Raw genomic sequence first — 21,218 nt, 5'->3', positions numbered from 1 at the left:
CGTCGGACGGACGGGACCGATACGTCATGCGATCAGAGCTTGGCTTCCTCGTCGCAGTAGTCGCAGCGGTATTCCACACGCTCCGCGTTCGACAGGTGGAAGCGCTGCTTGATGCCACGCTCGATGGTGGTGACGCAACGCGGGTTCACGCAGGTGATCACGTTGGTCACATGCTCGGGCAGCGTCGGCGAGAGCTTTTCGACGATCCTGCCGCCATGGACCACATCGACGGTGGCCTGACGGGCAACCAGGCCGAGCACGTCGAGGTCGATGTCCACATCGCCCTCGATCTTGATGATGTCCTTCGACTTGAACTGGTGGCTTGTGGCGTTCATGATCAGTGCCAGACGCGTGGTCGACGGATCGATGTTGAGATAGTTGAGCACCTTGAGCGCCGTGCCCGCCGGCACGTGGTCGATGATGATGCCTTCGCTGATGCTGGTCACCTCCATCAGGCGGCCACCTCCTTCATATTGACTGCGTCGATTCCATCGGGGTCGAATCCGGGCAGTTCATCGCCCAGCACCGAGCATTCCAGGGCCATGCGCATGAGCATGCCGTTCTTCACCTGTTCGAAGTACGCGGCACGCGGATCGTCATCCACGTCCACGGAGATCTCGTTGACACGCGGCAGCGGATGCAGCACGGCCATGTCCTTCCTGGCCAGACGCATCTTGTCCTCGTCGAGGATGTACGTGTCGCGCAGACGCAGGTAGTCGTCCTCGTTGAAGAAGCGCTCCTGCTGCACGCGGGTCATGTACAGCACGTCGAGGTCGCCGATCACGGAGACCAGATCCTTGACCTCCACATAGGTGCAGCTGTCGGTCGCCTTGATACGGTCGATCACGTACTGCGGGGTCTTCAGCTCGTCGGGGCTGATGAGCACGAAGTTCACATTGCCGAAACGGCACAGCGTCTCAATGAGCGAATGGACGGTCCTACCGAAGGTCAGATCGCCGCACAGACCGACGGTGAGGTTGTTGATCCGTCCGAAGCGCGACTGCAGGGTGCACAGATCGGCCAGGGTCTGCGTCGGGTGCATGTGGCCGCCGTCTCCGGCGTTGATCACGGGGATGTCGACCGCGTGGGACGCGACCAGTGCGGCACCCTCCTTCGGATGTCGGATGGCCACCACGTCCACGAAGTTCTCGACCGTCTTGAGCGTGTCGGCGATGGACTCGCCCTTGCTCACCGAGGCGAGCTGCGCGCCGGCGAATCCGATCACCTGGCCGCCGAGACGCAGCATCGCGGTTTCGAAGCTCAGACGGGTGCGGGTGCTCGGCTCATAGAACAATGTGGCGATGACACGTCCATCGCAGGTGTGTGAGACCAGTTTGCGATTGGCATCAATGTACTGCGCCTTGCGCAGCAGCAGTTCGATCTGCTCTGTCGTCAGATCATCGAGCGTCACCACGCTTTTACCGATGAAATCCTTGCTCGGGGAGGAGTTGGAGCTGGCTTGAGCAGCTGATAATGACATGCGCACGCCTTTCTGAAACGTCGGATCAAGGCGGCCACAACATCGTCGCGACCTAATCAAGTCTAAGGGGTAACGGGGACGATTAGGACAAAAATAGGACACGCGTTGTTCAGCTTGGGTTTACGAGGTATTTTCCGTAAGCCCATGACGAATTCATCTGATGTCGAAACATCAGACTGTTAGAGTCGAAATGCGCGGAGAGGATCGCTTTCCGCAACGAGATGATGAGACAATGAGACTAGAGGGATTCTTTTCGCCATGGCTGTACTCACGTTGGTACTGGAGATTCTGATCGCCGTTCTGATTTCTTCGGCTCTCAGCCATTTCATACCACGCGTGTCCACGCCTCTGGTCCAGATCGCGCTGGGCGTCTGCTGGTACTTCACCCCGTTCCTGCCGAATCTGGAACTGGATTCAGAACTATTCATGGTGCTGTTCATCGCACCGCTGCTGTTCCTTGAGGCGCGCAACGTCCCCAGACGCGAGGTCGCGAAGAACCTCGGCCCCTCGCTGTCGCTGGCGATCGGACTGGTCCTGCTGTCGCTGGCCGTGACCGGCGTGACCCTGCACGTGCTGTGGCCGGCGGTGCCGTTGGCCGCCGCACTGGCGCTTGGCGCCGCACTGGGACCGACCGACGCGGTGGCCGTCGCCTCACTGGGCAAGGAGGCCAAGCTCACCGACCGTCAGCTCAACGTGCTCAGAGGTGAAAGCCTGTTCAACGACGCGGCCAGCATCGTCGGCTTCCAGTTCGCCTGCGCCGCGGCGCTCACCGGCACGTTCTCGATGTCCGAATTCGCCGGCGGCATCACCTTCAGCTTCTTCGGCGGCGTGACCGTGGGCGTGGTCATCGGCTTCCTGTTCAACCATCTGGTCCTGCTGCTGCGCCGATACCGCATGGAAACGATGACGCTGCGCATCGGCATCGAGATCCTCATCCCCTTCACCGCCTATGCCGCCGCCGAGCATCTGCATGTCTCCGTCGTACTGTCCGTGGTCGCCGCCGGACTGCTCATCACCTTCCAGCGCTATGGCTTCGGCAGCGACATCGCCCGCACGAACCTGGTGTCGAACTCGGTATGGCAGTTCGTCGAATTCACACTCAACGGCTCCGTGTTCGTTCTGCTCGGCATCGAACTGCCGATCGCCATGCGCGCCAGCTGGGAGAACCCGTCCGTCAGCAGCCGGATGCTCGTGCTGGCGGTGGCGGTGCTCACCGTGGTGTCCCTAGCGATCCGATTCCTGTGGATGGCCGGCATGCTGCGCGTGACCAAGGATGCGACGACCGGCAAACGCCGTCCCATGACCAAGGACCGTTGGCACAGTGCGGCGGTAATGACGTTCGGCGGCCCGAAGGGCACGATCTCGCTGGCGCTCGCCTTCACGCTGCCCTACGGGATCGATGAGGCCACGCATATCCCGCTGCGCAGCGCCCTGCTGTTCATCATCTCCGGCTATATCGTCGTCTCGCTGGTGTCGGCCAACATCGTACTGCCGCTGCTCGCACCCAAGGACGACGACGCGCAGGGCGAGGAATACGCCCGGGTGAACGTCGAGATGCTGCGTCGCACGCTCACCAAGATCGCCGAACTCGACACCCCAGACACGCACACCGAGGTCCGTGCCGTGATGCATTCGTACGGCGAGCGCATCGACCGTGTGAAGCTGGCGGTGCCGCAGGAGACGGTCAAGCGTGAGCAGAAGGTGCGTATGACCACGCTTGAGTGGGAACGTGAGTGGCTGAACCGGCTGGTCGAGGACCATCCCGAGAAGGAGGAGGCTGCCGAGGAGCTGCTCGGTCGTCTGAACACGTCGTTGAATCATATGGCCGGTCCGAATGGGCATCATATTCAGATCCGTCAGGCCAAGCCCCGTCGTCAGCTCGCGATTCTTGCCCGTCGCGCCTGGGCAGTGATCGCCCGCGTGGCGCCCGGTCTGAGCTCCAGCAAGGTGGATATGATGCGTGCCATCCAGATCGAGCTGTTCAAGGCCACGATCGCCCACCTGCAGCGGGAGGTGCTCACCGATGTTGAGAACGCGGAGATCATCGCCCGTCTGATCGGCGAGTATCGTGCCGCGCTGAGCAGTCTGCATACCAAGACGTCGTCGCTGGTAAGTCTGCAGACGTTGCCTTCGCGGCAGGGTGTGGCGGATATTCGCACGCAGACGTTCCGGCTGGAGTTGGAGACGATCCGCGAGATGCTTGACGAGGATGAGATCACCCGCGCCCAGGCCAAGATGATGCGCCAGAACGTGTATCTCATGCAGGCCGACGCGGTGTTGTAGCCCTCAGCCTTCCCAGTAGCGCGGCTTTCTCTTTATTTTCTCTCCTCGGGTGGGAGCTGTCCCGGCACATGCCGGGACAGCGGGAAGGTCACTGCCCCCTCTCACTCCCCTGCTCCTACTCCGTCCGCGAATAATTCACCGTAAAGTTCCTCACCGCCCGCAGCGCCGGCATGCGCAGCAACGGACTGAACCAGTCAGCCTCATAACGCTGGTAGATATCCAGTCCACGACCAAAATCGATCACCCATCCCGTTTCGGTCCTGATGGAACGATCGTGGATGGAGCCGCTGAATTCGTATGAGAACATAATGCCCAACTGGTGATAGTTCTCCTGAATCTGCGCGAGGTCGTTGTCCTGTCGGTCTTCCGGCGGGTTGTCCCGCCCTGTGATCAGGTGGACGTGAATCTCCTCGGATCGGTCGCTGAACCGCAGCACGGTCTCCAGAAACTCCGCCAGATTGCGGATCTGGTAGGGTTTGCGGATGAACGCGTCGCATATGGTGATGTTCTTGGCTCCGTAGATCCAAGGTCCGAATAGCTTGTCGTAACTCACGCCGTGCTGCCCCTCCTGATATTCCTTGCGGCCGGGCTTCGCCTGCAAAGCGAGCCGTTCACGCGCACTCAGTTTCGGCTGAGACGCGGGCTGAGGCTTCACATTCCCAGAAGAGACGGATTCGGTTCGGGAGACCGAGGACTGCATGGAGCCGCCATCCGAGGATTCAGCATCGTCCCCTGCCGGAACATCGTCCGTCTCATCTTCCGGGACGCCACGCCAGTACAGTCGCGGATATTCCATCTCCTCCAACGTGTGCACGGTGGTTGCCTCGTCGGCGCCTCGGCGCGTGTAGGAGAAGTCCACTTCCGCCATGGTGGAATCAATACGGCACAGCTGGTCCTTAACGCGCTTGCGTCCTTCGATGGCGCAGCGCAGCAGTGGTTCCATTTCATCCGCGTTGGCTTCCCCGGTCGGGTAAATGAGTTTCATCAGGCCGGAGAACGTCTTGCGAACACCGTCCTTGTCTCGCGTACTCAACGATGACGAAAGGGTGAAATATCGTTCGTATGTTCCCCCATAGTCCACGTTTCGGAGATTGTGCAGGATTTCCGCCAGATAGTCGACTACGAAACCGTAATCGCTAGTGAACATCTCCCCGCGGATCTGCTCGAACTCCCATCCGGGCACGTAGTAGTGGATGCGGTCGAGGAACGCGGGATCATGATACTGCTTGGGAAGTTCCTCGAACAGGTCGGAGTTCTTGAGCATATACGGCACGTTGTGCGACGTGTTGCCTACGAACACCATGGAGGCCTCGCCCTGCATCATCTCCCTGCCGCGAGAGAACGACTTGTTGGCCATATAGTTCTTCATGATGTCGACGAGCGCCTTGTCGGCACGCTTCGCCTTGCCTGCAAACTCATCGAACGCCACGATGTCCCAGTATCCGACCAGCCCGATCTTGTTGTTCGCGTTGTTGACGAACAGTTTCGCGGCGGTCACTTCACCGCCGGAAATGAGCATGCCGTGCGGCGAGAATTCGGAATAGATGTGGGATTTGCCCGTACCTTTGGGACCGAGTTCGATGAGATTGTAGTTGCGTTCCACGAACGGGATCATGCGCACGAGATGCAGCAGCTTCGCCCGGGGTCCGAACATGTCGGGATTAAAACCGATCGATTGCATGAGAAGGTCGATCCACTCCTGCGTGGTGAACCGGGAGCGCAGCGTCAGGTAGTTCTTCCGATCATCATGGGACATCTGCACCGGGACGAGCTTCAGCAACTGCCACGGCACCTCATGCGGGTCGCCGGAATACGCATAGCCAAGGGCACATTTGCACCATACGCCCGCGACCAGCAACTTCGGATTCCTCTTCACCACAGCGGGATCAACCGTGACCCCGCTGATCCCGAGATTCGAGAACGAGGCCTCATACCGATCATATTTCTCGTTCAGCACCACCTGTACACGGTCGATGATGCTGTACCGTCCGAGTTCGCGAATCTTCGACTGCACCAGATTGGCTTCCTCGCGGTGAACGTAGTGGTCCGCGAGAATCTGACGCACCCGGTTCACGCCCGCGTCGAGACTTGCCGCATCCGTGGTGGCCGCATACTGGCCGATCAGGTATTCGAGCACATACGAGGGCACCAGAGCGTTGCCTTTGATCTTGCCGACCAGATCCTTGCGCACGGTATATTCGGGGAATGCGTCGACGATTTTCCGATCGAGTCCACTCGAGACGGACGGAACCGTCTCCGAGACCTCCGTCGCATCGTGATCCCGCTGACCTTGCATCGCAGTGTCCAGGCTTGTCATATCTCAACCTTCATTCGTTTTGCCATTGTGTCCGAATCGCGTTCGTCAGAAATCGATGCCGTCGTCGAAGAATCCTCGACGCAGCACGTAGTCGGCCTTCTGCTCCAACATACACCGCTGACTGCTTCCGGGAATCGTCTCGAATACCAGCAGCTCCACCGTCGTGTTGTTGAATCTGTCGGCGTCGCTGGTCAGCAGGAATGTGGCGAGAACATGGCGTTCCCGCGCCTCCGGACTGTTCGACAGGAACGTCACCGGCACCTCATTGGAGATGGACACGGCATTACCGTTTTCACGACCATACAATCCCGCGAACACCGTACGCTGCGTCACCTTGTCCTGCACCGGCTCGGTCTGCAAGAATTCGACGGCCAGCTGACCGGTGGTGATGCTGTCGGTCTGCTGCAGGATGCAGAAGTCTACCGGTCGCACGTCCTCCGAAGCGGAGCGCCCCTTACTGATATGCACCACCGGCACCACGATCTCCGGCAGTGAAGCCCCGCCGTGCACGTATCTCACACCACGTCCCTGCATACGAAGCCGGTGGATCGCATTGGGGACCTGCACGGTCACGCTTTCGTCCTTGGGATCGTCCAGTCCGAGCTGGTCGGCTGTGAACGTGGTAAAGGATGGGGATTCGGCGAGGTTCGAGCCGATGACGAATCGCCGCTTCCTCTGCCATACGATATCGCCCTGCGGCTGCACACTCAGCCATTCACTGTCCACCACGTCGTGATCCTGATACAGGAATCCGTGGTCCGCAGTGACGATCATGTTGGTCACGTTCGCGTTCGCCAGTTTTTTGACAAGGCTCACCAGTTCGTCGACGCACTGCTCGCAGGCGTCGAACGTATCCTCTTCCTTGTTTTCGCCGATCTTATCGATGACGTTATGGAATACGTACAGCGCGTTGCATGACTTCACCAGCTCGCGGGATTCGTCACGGCTGCGTTTGATGAAATCCTCGTAGGTCACAGCCTTGCCTCCCACCTTCGCCAGAATCGCAGCGCGGTTGTCAAGTCCCTGCGAAGAAGCACCATCCACAAGCACGGTGGAGTGTTCTCCCACCGGGTTGAATGCAAGCGTCTTGTGCGGCAGCAAGGCCGCCATGCCCAGCTGCGTGTACGACGGCAGCACACCCAGCTGGGCTTCCGCCCGGGCGCTCCAACGGTTCTGCGAGCGCAGTCGTTCGGCGAATGATTGCGCTACCTCATAGCGCAATGCGTCGGAGATGATGACGGCGATCTTCCTGCCGGCGTTGACCGTTTTGCTGATGCAGCGTTCGTAGAAGTCCTGCTGCGTGGGTACGTCGTCGATGTCCCAATGGTCGAGAGTGTCAAGCTGTCGCTGCCAGACGCCTCCCAGATGCGACTGGAACAGCGAATAGCGGTGCTCCAGATTGTCGCGAATGCCTGAGCATTCGATTTGTCGGGTGCTGTTCTTCCACGCGCATACAAACAGTCGATATGCCTGATCGACCAGATACAGTCGATTGGCATACAACGTGAAGCCCTGTTTCGGCGAGTCGATATCGTCCATGAGGGGTTCGTTCTCATCGAGCAGACTACGTAGTCCACTTGCCGCACTGATGGCTTCATAATCGTCTTGGTAGTCGTTGTACCAGAGTCGTGGCTCTCGTTCCCGGATGATGTTCTGCACGTCCTTGTGGGATATGGATTCGTTGCCGACGCCCTGATATAGCAGGGTCACGATCTGTTGGTCCACTTCGCCGAACAGGCCGTGTTCAGCGAGTTCCTGCAGGGACATGGCGAGGATCTCCCGGTTGAGTCCGAGTTCCTCGCATGTTTGTTCGGCGAGGCTTTTGAATGTTGCGGTGAAGGTGCGGTCGTTACGCCAGTTCTCGAAATCACGACGAATGTTGGCGTACCGGTCCGAACCGGTGCCGTCCTGGGTGAAGTCGTTCCATGCGAGTCGGAACAGCCAGATCACGAAGTCCTTGACGGTCGGCGATTTGTCCTCACCCATGGGAGCAAGATCAAATGGAAAATCCACGGGAAGATCTCCTGGGCACACGTATCCATAGATACCGCATGTCCCCTTCCAGTGAAAGTCGGACAATCCCGCCTGCTTGATGCGCTCGATGCCGTCATCATTGCCGTCGGTGTACTGTTCGAGCAAGCGTCGCCAGATGTCCTGCAGACTATGCTTGCCGTTGGGCAGGTCGAGCAGTGCGGCGATCATCTTCGCCTGCATGATGCGTGCGTCATCGTTTGCGGTCAGACGCTTCGCGAGCTCGGTCACGTAGCCGTCATTGTCAAAGAACGGTTTGGTCTGCTTCATCACATCAAGCCATGCCTCACGGGTTTCGCTGCCGGCGTCCTCGGGCAGGGTCTCGTTGAGGATGAGCATGAGCTTGTCCGCGGAGAATATGGGTCCGTAGGCGAATTCGAGGTCGAGGAGCCAGTTGTTTTCGAGCCTTCGCCAGTTTGTGTGGTGAGTGTGCGGGTCTTGTCGTTGGGATTTGCGTATGCGGGTATGGAAGGGGCGTTCGCCTGTTAGGTTTGTTTCCGCCAAGAAAGTAAAACCGAAGAACAAGGGAACGCCTGTGCCAACCATATCAGCCGGCGCGCTCAAGCGCATGCTGCACCTGCCCGCCAACGTCGTGGTCTCCACGCCCCGCGTCGAGGACGACCCGCGTGACGGGACCGTCGTCATCGTGCCGGTGCGCCCGCACGTGGGCGATATGGACCGGTGCGCGAGGCGCGGCGGGCATGGCCGGCCGTACGACCGGTTGGGCGTGCGGCGTTGGCGCCACCTCGACCTCGGGTGCGTCAGGCTCCTGTTGGAGTACGCGCCCCGGCGCGTCGAATGCGCCGAGCACGGCGTGACCGTCGCGATGGTGCCGTGGGCGAGAAGGAAAAGCGCGTACACGCGCGACTTCGAGCAGCAGGTCGCCTGGCTGAGCGTGCACGCGCCCAGAAGCGCCGTGTCGGCGCTGATGCGTATCGACTGGAAGAGCGTGGGCCCGATCTGCAAGCGCGTCGCCGACGACCTTCGCGCCGAACAGGGCGCGGGCCTGTTCGACGGTCTGCGCTCCATCGGCGTGGACGAGACCAGCTACAAGCGGGGGCACACGTACATGACCGTGGTCGTCGACCACGACCGCGGGCGCGTGGTCTGGATGCACCAGGGCCATGGGGAGAAGGTGTCCGACCTGTTCTTCCGGACGCTCACCGAGGCGCAGCGCGCCTCCATCCGGGTGATCACCGGCGACGGGGCGCGGTGGATCGACGAGTGCGCGTTCCGCTGGTGCCCGCAGGCCGAACGCATCCTCGACGGGTTCCACATCGTGTCCTGAGCCACCGACGCGCTCGACAAGGTCCGCACCGCCGCATGACGCGAGGCCAGAAAGGCCGGCACGGCCCGGAAGGGTGCGAAGGACCCGATCAAGGGCGCCAGATGGACGCTGCTGAAGAACGAGGGCGACCTGACCGCCGGACAGAGGGCCCAACTGGAGTGCGTCGCCAACACCAACGAGACCCTCTGGGAGGCGTACAAACTCAAGGAACGCCTCAGGATGATCCTCAAGCAGACGACGGACGAGGCCGCGCCCCTGCTGCGCCAATGGGCCGCCGACGCGTCCCTGTCCGGCATCCCAGGATTCGTCCCGCTCGGAGAGAAGATCGCCAGGCGCCACTTCGACATCCTCACAACCATCCGTTCCGGACTGTCCAACGCCAGACTCGAGGCCATCAACAACAACTCGAGGCCATCAACAACAAGATCAAGACCACCATCAAGATCGGCTACGGCTACCGCAACCTCGACAACCTCATCAGCCTCGTCATGCTCAAATGCAGAGGACTCAACCCCACACTCCCCGGACGCCAATAACCAGCAGGCACAACCAACGACTCACACCCACACAAACACCCGAAGAGCCTCTTTTTGAGCACGAACTGGTTGTAATCCTCATAAGTCACGTTCGGCACTCCCAGCAGATAATGATCGCGCAGCACCTCGTTGGCGAACTCACCCACCAGTTCGTAGTATCGACACATCGCCACCCACATGATCGCATCACAGTCCCCGACCGGGGTATCCGGCGCGGCAAGGTATCGCAGTTCGACTCCGGAAAGCGTACCAAGCCGCTTGATCACCTCCCTGGCAACGCGCTTGCCAGCGGACAATGTCCTGACACCGAAACGGCCATCCTCCAGCACGATCAGACGGGACTGTTCCCAATCCCCGCAATCCAGAAACGCTCTGGCAACATCTATGCCCTGCCGCGTCAACAGCCCCCGACCGTGAACGATAAATGATACCGATCCGCCACCATCACGCTCCTTCTCAATTCACACGAATATTTCAGTGTACATCCCGAATCATCGATATGACGATCACGCCGCGACGCGACGCAGATATTCCCGAAGGAACGGCACGGCAAAGTCGACCTCTCCTCGTTCGGTCTCCCGGATCACATAGGCATCAAGAAGCCGCTTACGGTAGGTGGCCGCGTAATTTGCGCTTTTTCCCATGCGCTCGGCGACCTCTGCCGTGGAGACAGGACCATCGGACTGGGACATTGCTTCCAAATACTCCCTGTCCCTCCGGGACAGTCCATGCAGTTCCGGAATGCAGACGGCGTTGTCAAGGTCTTTTCGAGCTTCGACCAGACCATCATGGACATCCTGATCGGATATGGTGTCGGAATCACGTAGATCACCGGCATCCCAGATGTGGTATCCGACCAGCTGAATCATATATGGATATCCGGCAGTCGACTGGGCCGCCACTTGAAGTTGCTTTTCAGTAATGGTCATGCCGGATGTCTCGAATGTTGTTGCCAATGCCGACCGAACCTCGTCGATTGGAATGTCCGTAAGAACGTTAGTCCTTGCTCGACGTAGGAATGTGATCACTTCGTCATTGAACAGATCGGAGACCATTTGCGGCAATCCGGCAAATACAATGGCGATGTTGCGTCGCTCACGGATCTGATGTTGTATTGCCGTGGCTATGGCGATCATGTCCGAACGTTCCGCGGCCTGCGTTTCATCGATCGAAATCAATAGCCCTGCGTGGCGCTTCTCCAACGAGGACAAACGTTCCGCCATCGCTTTGCGTAAGGTCTCCGGCATACGCTTCGGAGAAAGATCGGCCTCTCCCAAGCTGACTCCAACTCCGGCAAAGCTCAATGACGGTCGGATACTCAGACGATCCAGCGCCGCATCCCTAGCGCGCAGTTCATTGACCAGACGTTCGCACAATCCTTCTGACGCGGTCTCCTCGATAACATCCCACTTACGGGCACGCGCTCTGTCTCCGAATACGGTAAGCATGACCGTCTTACCCGTTCCCCGAGCTCCCGTAATCAGCATGATACGTCCAGGAGCGCCTACCCCGTTGTCAAGGCCTTTTTCAAAGTCGCGTATGATACGCTTTCGCCCGATGAGTAGCGGCGGTTCTCCTCCAGCCGTAGGTTTAAACGGGTTTTCTTTGGCCCTCATACTGTTCCTTCCAAGTACACCGGTCTTAGTTCGTCTCAATATCAAAAATATCAAAAATATCAAAAGAATCAAAAACTCTGAAAGTACCCCTGGCACAGGGGTTCCACTTCACTACTCGGAGACAGCAATGTTCGGCTCGGACCCCTCTGAAGTAGCGTTTCCATCGACGCCCAATCCGGCCGAACCGTAAATCACGCACTACCATGGAATACATTGTCTGCATCCACCGCATACGGGAGGGGACTTTTCCATGGTCGATGACGTCATGGCCATTACGAGCTTCAATGATTTCTGCGCCGATCTGGTCAATGTGGCACAGTGGGCGAAAGCCAACGGCTTCGATCACACGACTCTGGTCACCGTCAACGCCGACGTCGCCGAACGGGCTCCGCAGGAGATACGAGATGCAATATCGCGCATCAACCTCGCCACGACCGATGTGATCGCCGACCCGGACGATTATTCCAACTTTCTCAGTGAGGAGGACCTCGAGGCGATCGACGACCTGTCGTCCGATGATCCGTATGCAATCGACGATGGGCCCGGCATTGATGACGGTCCCGAGGTGATCCGTTCGCTGTATACGTTCCTGTGCTCCTGCGATCAGCGGCGTATGGCCACCCTCTCGTCACGAGTATTGGCCGACGATCCGAAGACCTTGGATGAGATAGGCAAGGAGCAGGGAGTGACGAGGGAACGTATTCGTCAGCTGGAAAAGGAGTTGAAGACGCAGCTGACGTCCATCATCGCCGATTCGGATACGATGAGGCAGTTGCGTGATCTGTTCCGTCAGGAGGGAGAGATCCTGCCTCAGGACAAGGCCTTCCGGCATATGCCACTGCTTGTCGAGAATGTTCCCATTGTGGATGTTCCGCTGTGGCGTCTGGTTCAGGAGCTTGAGATGGAACCGCGGTTCGAGATCGCCGATGGTTGGATGGCGGCACCGTCCATCGACGATGCGAAGCATTTCGTCAATGAGACGCTTGGCGCCGATGCGAATGAATTCGGCGTGGTGCGTATCGGGGGCAATGCGTCTCATGCGCAATTCGATCATATCGATGACAGCGCTCGCAATCTGCAATTGTGGCTTCGGTACTGCGGGATGACGGTCGTGGATGATTTCGCGTTCATCTCCTGTCGAAGCGTGGAGGATTTCACGGCCGCGCTGCTCTATGTCAAGGATCGTCCGCTGACACTGGAGGAGATCGCCAACGCCGATCCCAGGAGGAGGAACGTCAGTTCCCTGCGAAACGCATTGGCGAAGGACGACCGTGTCATTCGGGTAAGCAAGGACAAGTATGGATTGTCCGTATGGGGGATGCCCGAATACTCCACCATTCGTGGGGAGATCCAGCGGATCCTTGATCGCAACGGTGGTTCCGCCGATCTGGACGATCTGGTCCGCGAGATCGCCGGACGGTCCGGGGCATCCGAGAGAAGCATCATCTCCTATGCCTCCATCCTTCCCTTCCAGACCGCACGCGGCGTGGTGGCCAGGGCCGGTGACGAACGGATGAAGGCGGACAATGATCCGTACATGGCGGCACGTCTGTTCCGGCACCATGATGCATGGATGCTGCGCATCACGTTGACCAAGGACCATCAGCGAGGAAGCGGCAGCATTCTCCCACTGGCGATGGCGAACGTCCTCGGCATCGATTTCCAGGGGGAACGTGTGCTGCGGTCCCCGCTGGGAGACCAGCACGTGTACTGGAACGGCATGAGTCCGAGTCTGGGGACCATCAAACGGTTCGTCGACTCGTACGGACTGGTCGCTGGCCAGCAGGTGTTTCTCCGGTTCGGCGACGACGGCACCTTCGACATCGTACTGATGACCATGCCTACCGGCATCCCCTTGCATGACGCGTTGGCCATGTCCGCGTGCGGTGATTCCGTCGATCCGACTGACGCCATCACCGCCATAGCACACGCGATCGGACTGGCTGACGATTCCACCACGGATACCGTCATCGCGCGACTGCGCAAACGCGGCGACGACGACATCGCGGATCTGGTGGATTCCGCGGTATGACAACGGACGGCGCCATGCTCGCCGTCCGAGTCAGGGAGGGCCGTGCACCGAGATTATTCCGATGCGCGGCCTTCCCTTTCCGTCACTACTCCTCGTCCTCCTTGCCGTAGAACAGACGATCGGTGACTTCGCGGCAGCGGCGCATCACGCCGAGCAGCTCGTTCTCGAAATCCTGTCCTCGATGGGCGGGACGCTTAAGCACGGCCGCGATGCCACCAAGCGAATAGGCGTCGTCGGGCAGTACGTCGGCGCGGTTGGCTCGACCGGACCACAGGTAGTTCGCGTTGCGTGCGTTCGTGGCCATGGTCCACGCCTTGCGTAGCGTGGCCGCGTCATCCTCCCCGACCACGCCAAGCCGTTCAAGCGTATCCAATGCCGGCAGCGTGGAAACGACCCGCAACTCGGGATGTTCGCCCGCATTCTGCAGCTGCAGCAGCTGCACCGTCCACTCAACATCCGAAAGACCGCCCTTGCCGAGTTTGAGATGACGTTCGCGACGTACGCCACGCGGCAGACGTTCGGCCTCCACACGGGCCTTGAGCCGGCGGATATCCATCAGCTCGGCGTCGGTCAGACGCGCGGACGGGTACCGCAACGGATTGACGATGGTTTCCAGAAAGTCCTGGGCAAGAGCCTCGTCCCCGGCCGCGTAACGGGCACGTAACAGTGCTTGATGCTCCCATGTGCTGGCCCATGACGTGTAGTATTCGCGACAGGATTCGTAGGATCGCACCAGCGGCCCGTTCTTGCCTTCGGGACGAAGATCGAGATCAAGCTCGATCTTGGCCTCGGTGGAGATCGGCCCCATGAGAATGCGGCGGAGGTCATCCACCACGTTCTTGGCGAAGGTGAAGGCCGACTGGTCCTCCACTCCCCCGTTCGGCCGGTAGATGATGATCACGTCGGCGTCGGAACTGAAATTGACCTCGCGTCCGCCATATCGTCCCATGCCAATGACCGCCAGTTTCGCCGGAGGCTCGTCATACCCCTGCTCGCCGCACTGGTGTTCGATCGACCAGCCGAGCGCGCAGTCGATCAGCGCGTCATACACGGTGGTCATGGCGTCGAGACTCTGCATGTCGTCGATGACGGAGCTCATCCAGCCCAGCCCGATGCGTTCGATCTCATGACGACGCATGGCACGCAGCACGGTTGCGAAATCATTGATCCGGTCGCGGTACCGGGTGCGGGCGGCATGACATTGGATGTCCAGACTGTCCCGGGTACGCGGCTGCATGTCCTCGTCATGGCCGAGCCACGTCACCGATTCCATGGACTTGTTCATCGCATCGCCCAGATACCGGGAATTCGACAGGATATGGCACAGGCGCTGTCCGGCGGACGCGGAGTCGCGGAGGAACCCCAGATAGTCGCTGCCCTGACCGAAGTTCTCCTCGAGCTTGCGCCACGTCAACAACCCCATGTCGGGATTCTGGCCGTCACCCAGCCACTGCAGCACGGCAGGCAGGATGATGCGGTTGATCTTCGCGGAACGGCTGATGCCGCTGGTGAGCGCCTGCACGTGACGTACGGCGCTTTCCGGGTCGGCGAATCCGATCGAGGCGAAGCGCTCACGCGTGGCCTCCGCGCTCAGTGTGATCTCGTCCTCGCCAAGCGTGGCGATGTTGGGCAGCATGGGACGGTAATAGATGTCGAGATGCAGTCTGCGCACTTCGCGTCGCGTGGCGTCATACCGTTCGATCAGCTCCTCCGGATGCATGCCGAACGCGCGGGAAAGCCGCCGAAGTTCCGCATTGTTCTGCACCGCGTCCCGGTCGAGCTGGCGCTGCGTCTCGATGCCTCCCGCGTTGCCCTTGCCCAGATCCGGGAACAGGTGGGTGCGTTTGAGCGCCCACATCTGCTGACGGTGTTCGAGCACACGTTCGAAACTGTAGTCCACGGCGAGACGGGCCGCCTGTTTGCGGGAGACATAGCCGCCGCCGGCGAGCGCCTGGAGCGAGTCGAGCGTGCTGGCCGTGTGCAGGGCCTCGTCGGTGCGTCCGTGGACGAGCTGCAGCATCTGCACGGTGAATTCCACGTCTCGCAGGCCGCCTCGGCCGAGTTTGATCTCCCGGTCCTTCTGCGCCTTGGGGATGAGATCCTCCACGCGTTTGCGCATCTGCTGGCAGTCGTAGACGAAGTTCTTGCGTTTGGACGCCGACCAGACGAGGGGTCGTGTGCGATCGTAGTAGTCCTTACCCAGTTCGGGGTCTCCTGCGACTGGTCTGGCTTTGAGCAGTGCTTGGAATTCCCAGCTTTCCGCCCATTTGTCGTAGTATCCCAGATGCGAGTCGAGGGTGCGTACGAGCGGACCGTCCTTGCCTTCGGGGCGTAGTCCGCCGTCGATCTGCCAGAGTACGGGTTCGGCGACGCCCATGACCACGGATTGGCAGACGCGCTGCAGGGTGACGCCGAGTTTGGTACCGATGCGGATGAGCTGTTCGTGTCCGAGTTCGGGATCGGCGGGTTCGACCACGTAGATGAGGTCCACGTCGGAGACGTAGTTGAGTTCGCGTGCGCCGAGCTTGCCCATGCCGATGATGGCGAACCGGCATCGTTCGCTGCCGGCGACCTCATGCCGTGCGATGGCGAGCGCGCCCTCGAGGGCTGCGTCGGCCAGATCGGACAGGCATCGGCTGGTGGTGGGCTGGATGGTGAGCGGATCGGCTGCGGTGACGTCCTTGGCCATGATGGCTACGAGCTGTTCCCGGTAGCAGCATCGTAGTTCGGTGGTGGATTCCGCGATGGGTTTGTCGCTGATGGGCGTGGCGGCCTGTGGATCGGCTCCGATGCGTTCAAGTATGGCCTGACGTCGTTGGCTGCGGTTCCATAGATGGGTTTCGTATCCGGTGCCGGTGGTTACGGCGCGGATCAGGTTCGGACGGTTGAGCATGAGTCGCCCGATTTCGTCGGAGGCTCCGAGTACTGCGACGAGACGGGATAGTCCGTCGAGCCCGGTGAACAGGGATTCAAGGGGATTGCCGGACTCGTGCGTGTGCTGGGCGAGTTCGGTCACATGACGCAATGCGGTGTCCGGGTCGAATGCGGAGGACAGGGCTTCGAGCAGTTCCGAGCGGTAGTATCCTTCGACTCCGAGGGATGCGAGGGTGGTGAACAGTTCCTGTGCCCGGTTAAGGTCGGAGATCCCGGCTCTGATGATCTCACGCAACGGCAATCGTGAAGCTTCCATGGTGTTCCATTCTACCGGCCGGCTTGCCGGTCAGGGGTTTGCATCGCCGTGTCCTTATGGTTGTTGCCATTCGTGCGTATATGAGCTGTTGTGTATATGGACTATGGAATGCGTATGCACGGGAATCAGCGAGCGTGTCCGGTTTGATCGCATGAGCTCAAACGATGAAAAAGACCCGTCGTGCCGTGCATGTGCGTGCATGCGCGACACGGCGGGCCCGCTCTGTTCGATTCGTCGGAACCCCTTATCCCGACGAATTTCTGGTTGGCCTCAGACCTCCTGGAACAGCGGTTTGACGTTGTTCCAGATGCGTCTGGTGGTACCGGGGTGGTTCATCGAATACAGGTGGATGCCATCCACACCGTGTGCGACGAGGTCGTTGATTTGTTGCGACGCGTAGGCGATGCCGGCCGCGTGCAACGCGTCACGATTGCCTTCCCAGCGATCGAGGATGGTCTCGAGTCCCTTCGGAATGCGCGAGGCATTGCGTTCGGCCATACGACGTACCGATTTGGCGCCACGCACCGGCATGATACCGGCTTCGATCGGCACCTCGATACCCGCGGCACGGGCCTTGTCAAGGAACCGGTAGAAGTCCTCGTTGTCGTAGAACAGCTGGGAGATCAGGTGTGATGCGCCGGCATCCACCTTGATCTTCAGGTTTTCGATGTCCTGGTCCAACGACTCGGCCTGGTAGTGTCCTTCCGGATAGCATGCGCCGAAGATCTTCAATTCCGGTCTGCGCTCGCGGATGTATGCCACGAGATCACTGGCGTGCGGGAACACGCCGACGGTTTCGTGATCGGGAAGTTCGTCGCCTCGCAATGCCAGCACGGCGGTCACTCCGGCTTCGTCGAACATGTCGAGCGCACGATCGACGACCTCATAGTCGGCGTAGAGCGCGGTCAGATGCGCGACGGTGGGGATACCGTATTCGGCACGGATCGTATGCGCGATACGCGCCGTGGCGGTGCGGTCGGACTGGGTGCCATGCCCGTAGGTCACCGAGATGAAATCGGGGTTGAGTCCTTCCAGTCCGTCGAGCGTGTCGTAGATGGTTCCCACCGGAGCGTTGCGCTTCGGCGGGAACACCTCAAGCGAAAAGATCGGCTTGTGCATGATCACGCAAGTTCGGCGCGCACCTTGCGGGTCGCCTCGACCATGTGCTCTAGGCTCGGCCAGGTCTCGGCGTTGCCACGGGTCTTCAGACCGCAGTCGGGGTTGATCCACACCTTCTCCACGTCCATCTTCTTGAGGATTTCGTGGATACGGTCGACGATCTCATCGGTGGAGGGGATACGTGGGCTGTGGATATCGTACACGCCCGGGCCGGCCTCGGTCTCGAAGTTGGCGTCGTGGATGGCGTCGAGGACGACCAGATCGCCTCGGGATGCCTCGAAGGAGATCACGTCGGCGTCCATGGCATCGATGTCGCGAATGATGTCGTTGAATTCCGAGTAGCACATGTGCGTGTGGATCTGGGTGCCGGGCTTGACGGCGGAGTGGACCAGACGGAACGCGGGCACGGCCCAGTCAAGGTACTTCTTGTGCCAGTCGGAGCGGCGCACCGGCAGCTTCTCGCGCAGGGCGGCCTCGTCGATCTGGATGACCTTGATGCCGGCGGCCTCGAGGTCGAGCACCTCGTCGCGGATGGCGAGCGCCAGCTGCGTGGTCTGCTCCTCGTGCGTGATGTCCTCACGCGGCCAGGACCAGTTGAGAATGGTCACCGGACCGGTGAGCATGCCCTTGACCACGTGGTCGGTCTTGGACTGGGCGTAGGAGCTCCACTCCACGGTGATCGGGTTGGCGCGGGACACGTCGCCCCACACGATCGGAGGCTTGACACAGCGGGTGCCGTAGGACTGCACCCAGGCGTTCCTGGTGAACAGGAAGCCGTTGAGGTTCTGTCCGAAGTATTCGACCATGTCGTTGCGTTCGAATTCGCCGTGCACCAGCACGTCGAGTCCGATCTCCTCCTGCTTGGCGATCACTTCGTCGATCTGGGCCGCGATGAACTTGTCGTATTCGGCCTTGGAGATCTCGCCCTTGCGGAACTTGGCGCGGGCGGAGCGCACCTCGCGGGTCTGCGGGAAGGATCCGATCGTGGTGGTCGGCAGTTCGGGCAAGCCGAGCTCCTTCTTCTGAATCGCCTGACGTTCGGCACGGGCGGGCTGACGCACGTATTCGTCGGCGGTGAGCTTGGCGACGCGTTCGTGCACGGCCGGATCGGCGACCACGCGGGTGCCGTCGAACAGCTCCTGATTGGCGGCGAGCTTGGCGTCGGCGGCACGGGCGGCATCGTCGAGATCGGCAAGGTCGGCGACCGCCTTGAGCTCGTCGAGCTTTTCGACGGCGAAGGCGAAGTGCTTGAGCACATCGGCACCGAGCTTATCCTCTCCGGCGGTGCTGAACGGCACGTGCAGCAGGGAGTCGGCGGTGGACACGGCCACGTTGGCGGTCTTGGTCTTCACGGCGTCGACGAGCCCCAGCGACACGGCGTAGTTGTTGCGCCAGATGTTACGGCCGTTGATCACACCGGCGAAGATGGTCAGATTGGCGGGCACGCCGTATTCCTCGATGGCGGCAAGGTTTTCGTCCTTGCCTTCGATCAGGTCGAGGCCCAATCCGTCGAAGTCCAGACCGGTGGCGGTCTTGTAGGTGTCGGCGATGTTGCCGAAATAGGTCTGCAGCAGCACCTTCACGTCGCCCTTGGCGGCGAGGATGGTGGTGTAGAGCTTGGCGAAGAGGTCGAGGTCGCCCTCTTCCTTGTCGAGCACCAGGTACGGCTCGTCGAACTGCACCCACTGGGCTCCCAGCTCATTGAACTTGACGAGCACGTCGGCGTAGGCCTTGGCGGTGTCGGCCACGAGCTTGTCGGTGAGGTCCAGATCGGCACCTTCGGCGCCGCGGGCCAGCTTGAGGAACGTGTAGGGGCCGATCACCACCGGCTTGGTGATGATGCCAAGCTCCTTGGCCTCGTTGAACTCGTCGAACGGCTTGGTGCCGCTCAGCGCGATTTCGGTGTCGGCGGTGATTTCGGGAACGAGATAGTGGTAGTTCGTGGTGAACCACTTCTTCATCGGCTGGGCGGTCACGTCGCCCTTGTCGCCCTGATAGCCGCGGGCGATGGCGAACAGCGTGTCCTCGGCGCCCAGTCCCAGATCCTTGTACCGCTGCGGAACCGCACCGAGCAGAATGGCAGTGTCCAGCAACTGGTCGTAATAGCTGAAATCGTTGCTCGGAATCAGATCCACACCAGCCTGCTGCTGCAGCTTCCAGTGTTCGGCACGAAGCTGGGCGGATGTCGTCTTGACGTCCTCAAGGCTGTTAGCACCCTTCCAGTAGCCTTCGATGACCTTCTTCAGCTGTCGGTTGCTGCCGATGCGGGGGAAACCGATTACAGATGTCAGTGCACTCATACATACTCCAATACGATGTGAGTCAAAACCGGAAAAAGGTTAACAAACTTGGAGCGAATTGAGGATATCCACCAATTTTGGGTGTCGCTATAGGCACAGGTTATGGCGCTGATATTTACGAAATACGAGCGGCGATATCATCGACTTCCCTGTAGTGATACCGCTTTTCTCAATTATACCGGGCATAACGACAGGGTATATTTGCGCCCGGATTCAATTTGTAAGTGCAACACTCGTCTTTGGGTGGCTTGTCTTTGACATTACCTTGTCGAGCTCGCGGTACCAAACCTCATTGGGCGTTTCCCAGTTCAGGACCTTCAACGGGGTGTCGTTGATCTCCTGGACGATGGCCTGCAGGTCCTCGTCCGACAGGTCGTCGAAGCTGGTCCTTTTGGGCAGGTAGCGGCGGATGCGGCCGTTACGGTTCTCGTTGGTGCCGCGCTGGTACGAGGAGTACGGGTCCGCGAAATAGGTGAGCATGCCCAATGCCTCGTCCACGAGCAGGTGGCAGGAGGATTCGGTGCCGTTGTCCCAGGTGCGGTCGATGCGCGCGGGCGCGGGGATGCGGCTGTAGATGTCGTATTCGGCGCGCGCGGTCGCCAGCGCGCTCTTGTCGGGGATGAACCGGGCGAACAGGCGGCGGCTCTTGCGTTCGACCTGCGTGTCGATGCACCGTTTCGAGGGGGCCGTGCCGATGACCGTGTCGGACTCGAAGTGGCCGAACTCATGCCGCGAGTCGACGCGTTTGGGCCGCTGCGCGATCGGCACGCGCATCGGGATCCCCGGTCCCTTCGACCTGCGGCCCTTGGCGCGCGTGCGGTGCCGTTTGCCTCGCGGCAGGTACTGTCTGAGGTCCAGCGCCTTCTGCGGTGTCGCGTAGATCCACTGGTAGAGGCACTCGTGGCTTATCCGCATGCGCGCGTCGGCCGGGAACTGGACCTTGAGCCGTCCTTCGATCCGTTCGGGCGTCCATCCCTTGCGCAACGCGTCCATCACCCATGCGAGCAGCGGCGAGTAGGACATGCG

12 protein-coding genes and 1 pseudogene are annotated in these 21,218 nt (G+C 60.3%); 3 read left to right on the top strand and 10 right to left on the bottom strand.

Annotated features, from left to right (window positions below):
* Positions 1 to 32: 32 nt before the first annotated feature.
* Both BTIS_RS10955 and pyrB read right to left on the bottom strand, forming a co-directional pair.
* The gene (locus BTIS_RS10955) at positions 33 to 452 is read right to left on the bottom strand and encodes an aspartate carbamoyltransferase regulatory subunit (protein ID WP_094665413.1); all 420 of its coding nucleotides are present in this window, start codon (positions 450 to 452) and stop codon (positions 33 to 35) included.
* Complete coding sequence (pyrB, locus tag BTIS_RS10950) at positions 452 to 1,480, bottom strand: aspartate carbamoyltransferase (protein WP_094665411.1); 1,029 nt, start codon at positions 1,478 to 1,480, stop codon at positions 452 to 454. The genes BTIS_RS10955 and pyrB overlap by 1 nt, the downstream gene beginning before the upstream one ends.
* Positions 1,481 to 1,738: 258 nt before the next feature.
* Here pyrB and BTIS_RS10945 point away from each other — a divergent pair, with 258 nt between their 5' ends.
* The gene (locus BTIS_RS10945) at positions 1,739 to 3,763 is read left to right on the top strand and encodes a cation:proton antiporter (protein WP_094665409.1); all 2,025 of its coding nucleotides are present in this window, start codon (positions 1,739 to 1,741) and stop codon (positions 3,761 to 3,763) included.
* Between the two features lie 115 nt (positions 3,764 to 3,878).
* On the opposite strand, the gene brxL is transcribed toward BTIS_RS10945, so the two are convergent.
* Positions 3,879 to 6,080, bottom strand: coding sequence for a BREX system Lon protease-like protein BrxL (gene brxL, locus BTIS_RS10940; protein WP_245819429.1), 2,202 nt, complete (start codon positions 6,078 to 6,080; stop codon positions 3,879 to 3,881).
* 45 nt (positions 6,081 to 6,125) lie between these two features.
* Positions 6,126 to 8,657, bottom strand: coding sequence for a BREX-1 system phosphatase PglZ type A (pglZ, locus tag BTIS_RS10935; protein ID WP_245819430.1), 2,532 nt, complete (start codon positions 8,655 to 8,657; stop codon positions 6,126 to 6,128).
* On the opposite strand from pglZ, the pseudogene BTIS_RS12155 reads away from it, so the two are divergent.
* Positions 8,569 to 9,753: pseudogene (locus BTIS_RS12155) on the top strand (ISL3 family transposase); the annotation flags it as partial. The gene pglZ and the pseudogene BTIS_RS12155 overlap by 89 nt on opposite strands.
* A gap of 100 nt (positions 9,754 to 9,853) precedes the next feature.
* Here the strand turns inward: BTIS_RS12155 and BTIS_RS12150 are convergent.
* Together BTIS_RS12150 and BTIS_RS10915 are read right to left on the bottom strand one after the other, a co-directional pair.
* Positions 9,854 to 10,336 carry a BrxA family protein gene (locus BTIS_RS12150; protein ID WP_158216904.1) on the bottom strand — a complete coding sequence of 161 codons (483 nt, stop codon included), beginning with the start codon at positions 10,334 to 10,336 and terminating at the stop codon, positions 9,854 to 9,856.
* 105 nt (positions 10,337 to 10,441) lie between these two features.
* Positions 10,442 to 11,551, bottom strand: coding sequence for an ATP-binding protein (locus tag BTIS_RS10915; protein ID WP_094665405.1), 1,110 nt, complete (start codon positions 11,549 to 11,551; stop codon positions 10,442 to 10,444).
* Between the two features lie 250 nt (positions 11,552 to 11,801).
* Here BTIS_RS10915 and BTIS_RS10910 point away from each other — a divergent pair, with 250 nt between their 5' ends.
* Positions 11,802 to 13,583 carry a sigma factor-like helix-turn-helix DNA-binding protein gene (locus tag BTIS_RS10910; RefSeq protein WP_094665403.1) on the top strand — a complete coding sequence of 594 codons (1,782 nt, stop codon included), beginning with the start codon at positions 11,802 to 11,804 and terminating at the stop codon, positions 13,581 to 13,583.
* 85 nt (positions 13,584 to 13,668) lie between these two features.
* On the opposite strand, the gene BTIS_RS10905 is transcribed toward BTIS_RS10910, so the two are convergent.
* From BTIS_RS10905 to BTIS_RS10890, 4 genes are all read right to left on the bottom strand, one after another.
* The gene (locus BTIS_RS10905; RefSeq protein ID WP_094665401.1) at positions 13,669 to 16,773 is read right to left on the bottom strand and encodes a bifunctional [glutamine synthetase] adenylyltransferase/[glutamine synthetase]-adenylyl-L-tyrosine phosphorylase; all 3,105 of its coding nucleotides are present in this window, start codon (positions 16,771 to 16,773) and stop codon (positions 13,669 to 13,671) included.
* 270 nt (positions 16,774 to 17,043) lie between these two features.
* A complete protein-coding gene (gene metF, locus BTIS_RS10900; RefSeq protein WP_094665429.1) occupies positions 17,044 to 17,892 on the bottom strand; it encodes a methylenetetrahydrofolate reductase [NAD(P)H] in 849 nt (282 codons plus the stop codon).
* Between the two features lie 2 nt (positions 17,893 to 17,894).
* Complete coding sequence (gene metE, locus BTIS_RS10895; RefSeq protein ID WP_094665399.1) at positions 17,895 to 20,192, bottom strand: 5-methyltetrahydropteroyltriglutamate--homocysteine S-methyltransferase; 2,298 nt, start codon at positions 20,190 to 20,192, stop codon at positions 17,895 to 17,897.
* Between the two features lie 213 nt (positions 20,193 to 20,405).
* Positions 20,406 to 21,218: IS30 family transposase (locus tag BTIS_RS10890; RefSeq protein WP_143248944.1), on the bottom strand; the 813-nt coding region annotated here is incomplete at its 5' end.

Origin of the sequence: Bifidobacterium tissieri, assembly GCF_002259645.1 — a bacterium.
Lineage (GTDB): Bacteria > Actinomycetota > Actinomycetes > Actinomycetales > Bifidobacteriaceae > Galliscardovia > Galliscardovia tissieri.
This window is presented reverse-complemented; position numbering and strand designations above follow the sequence as displayed.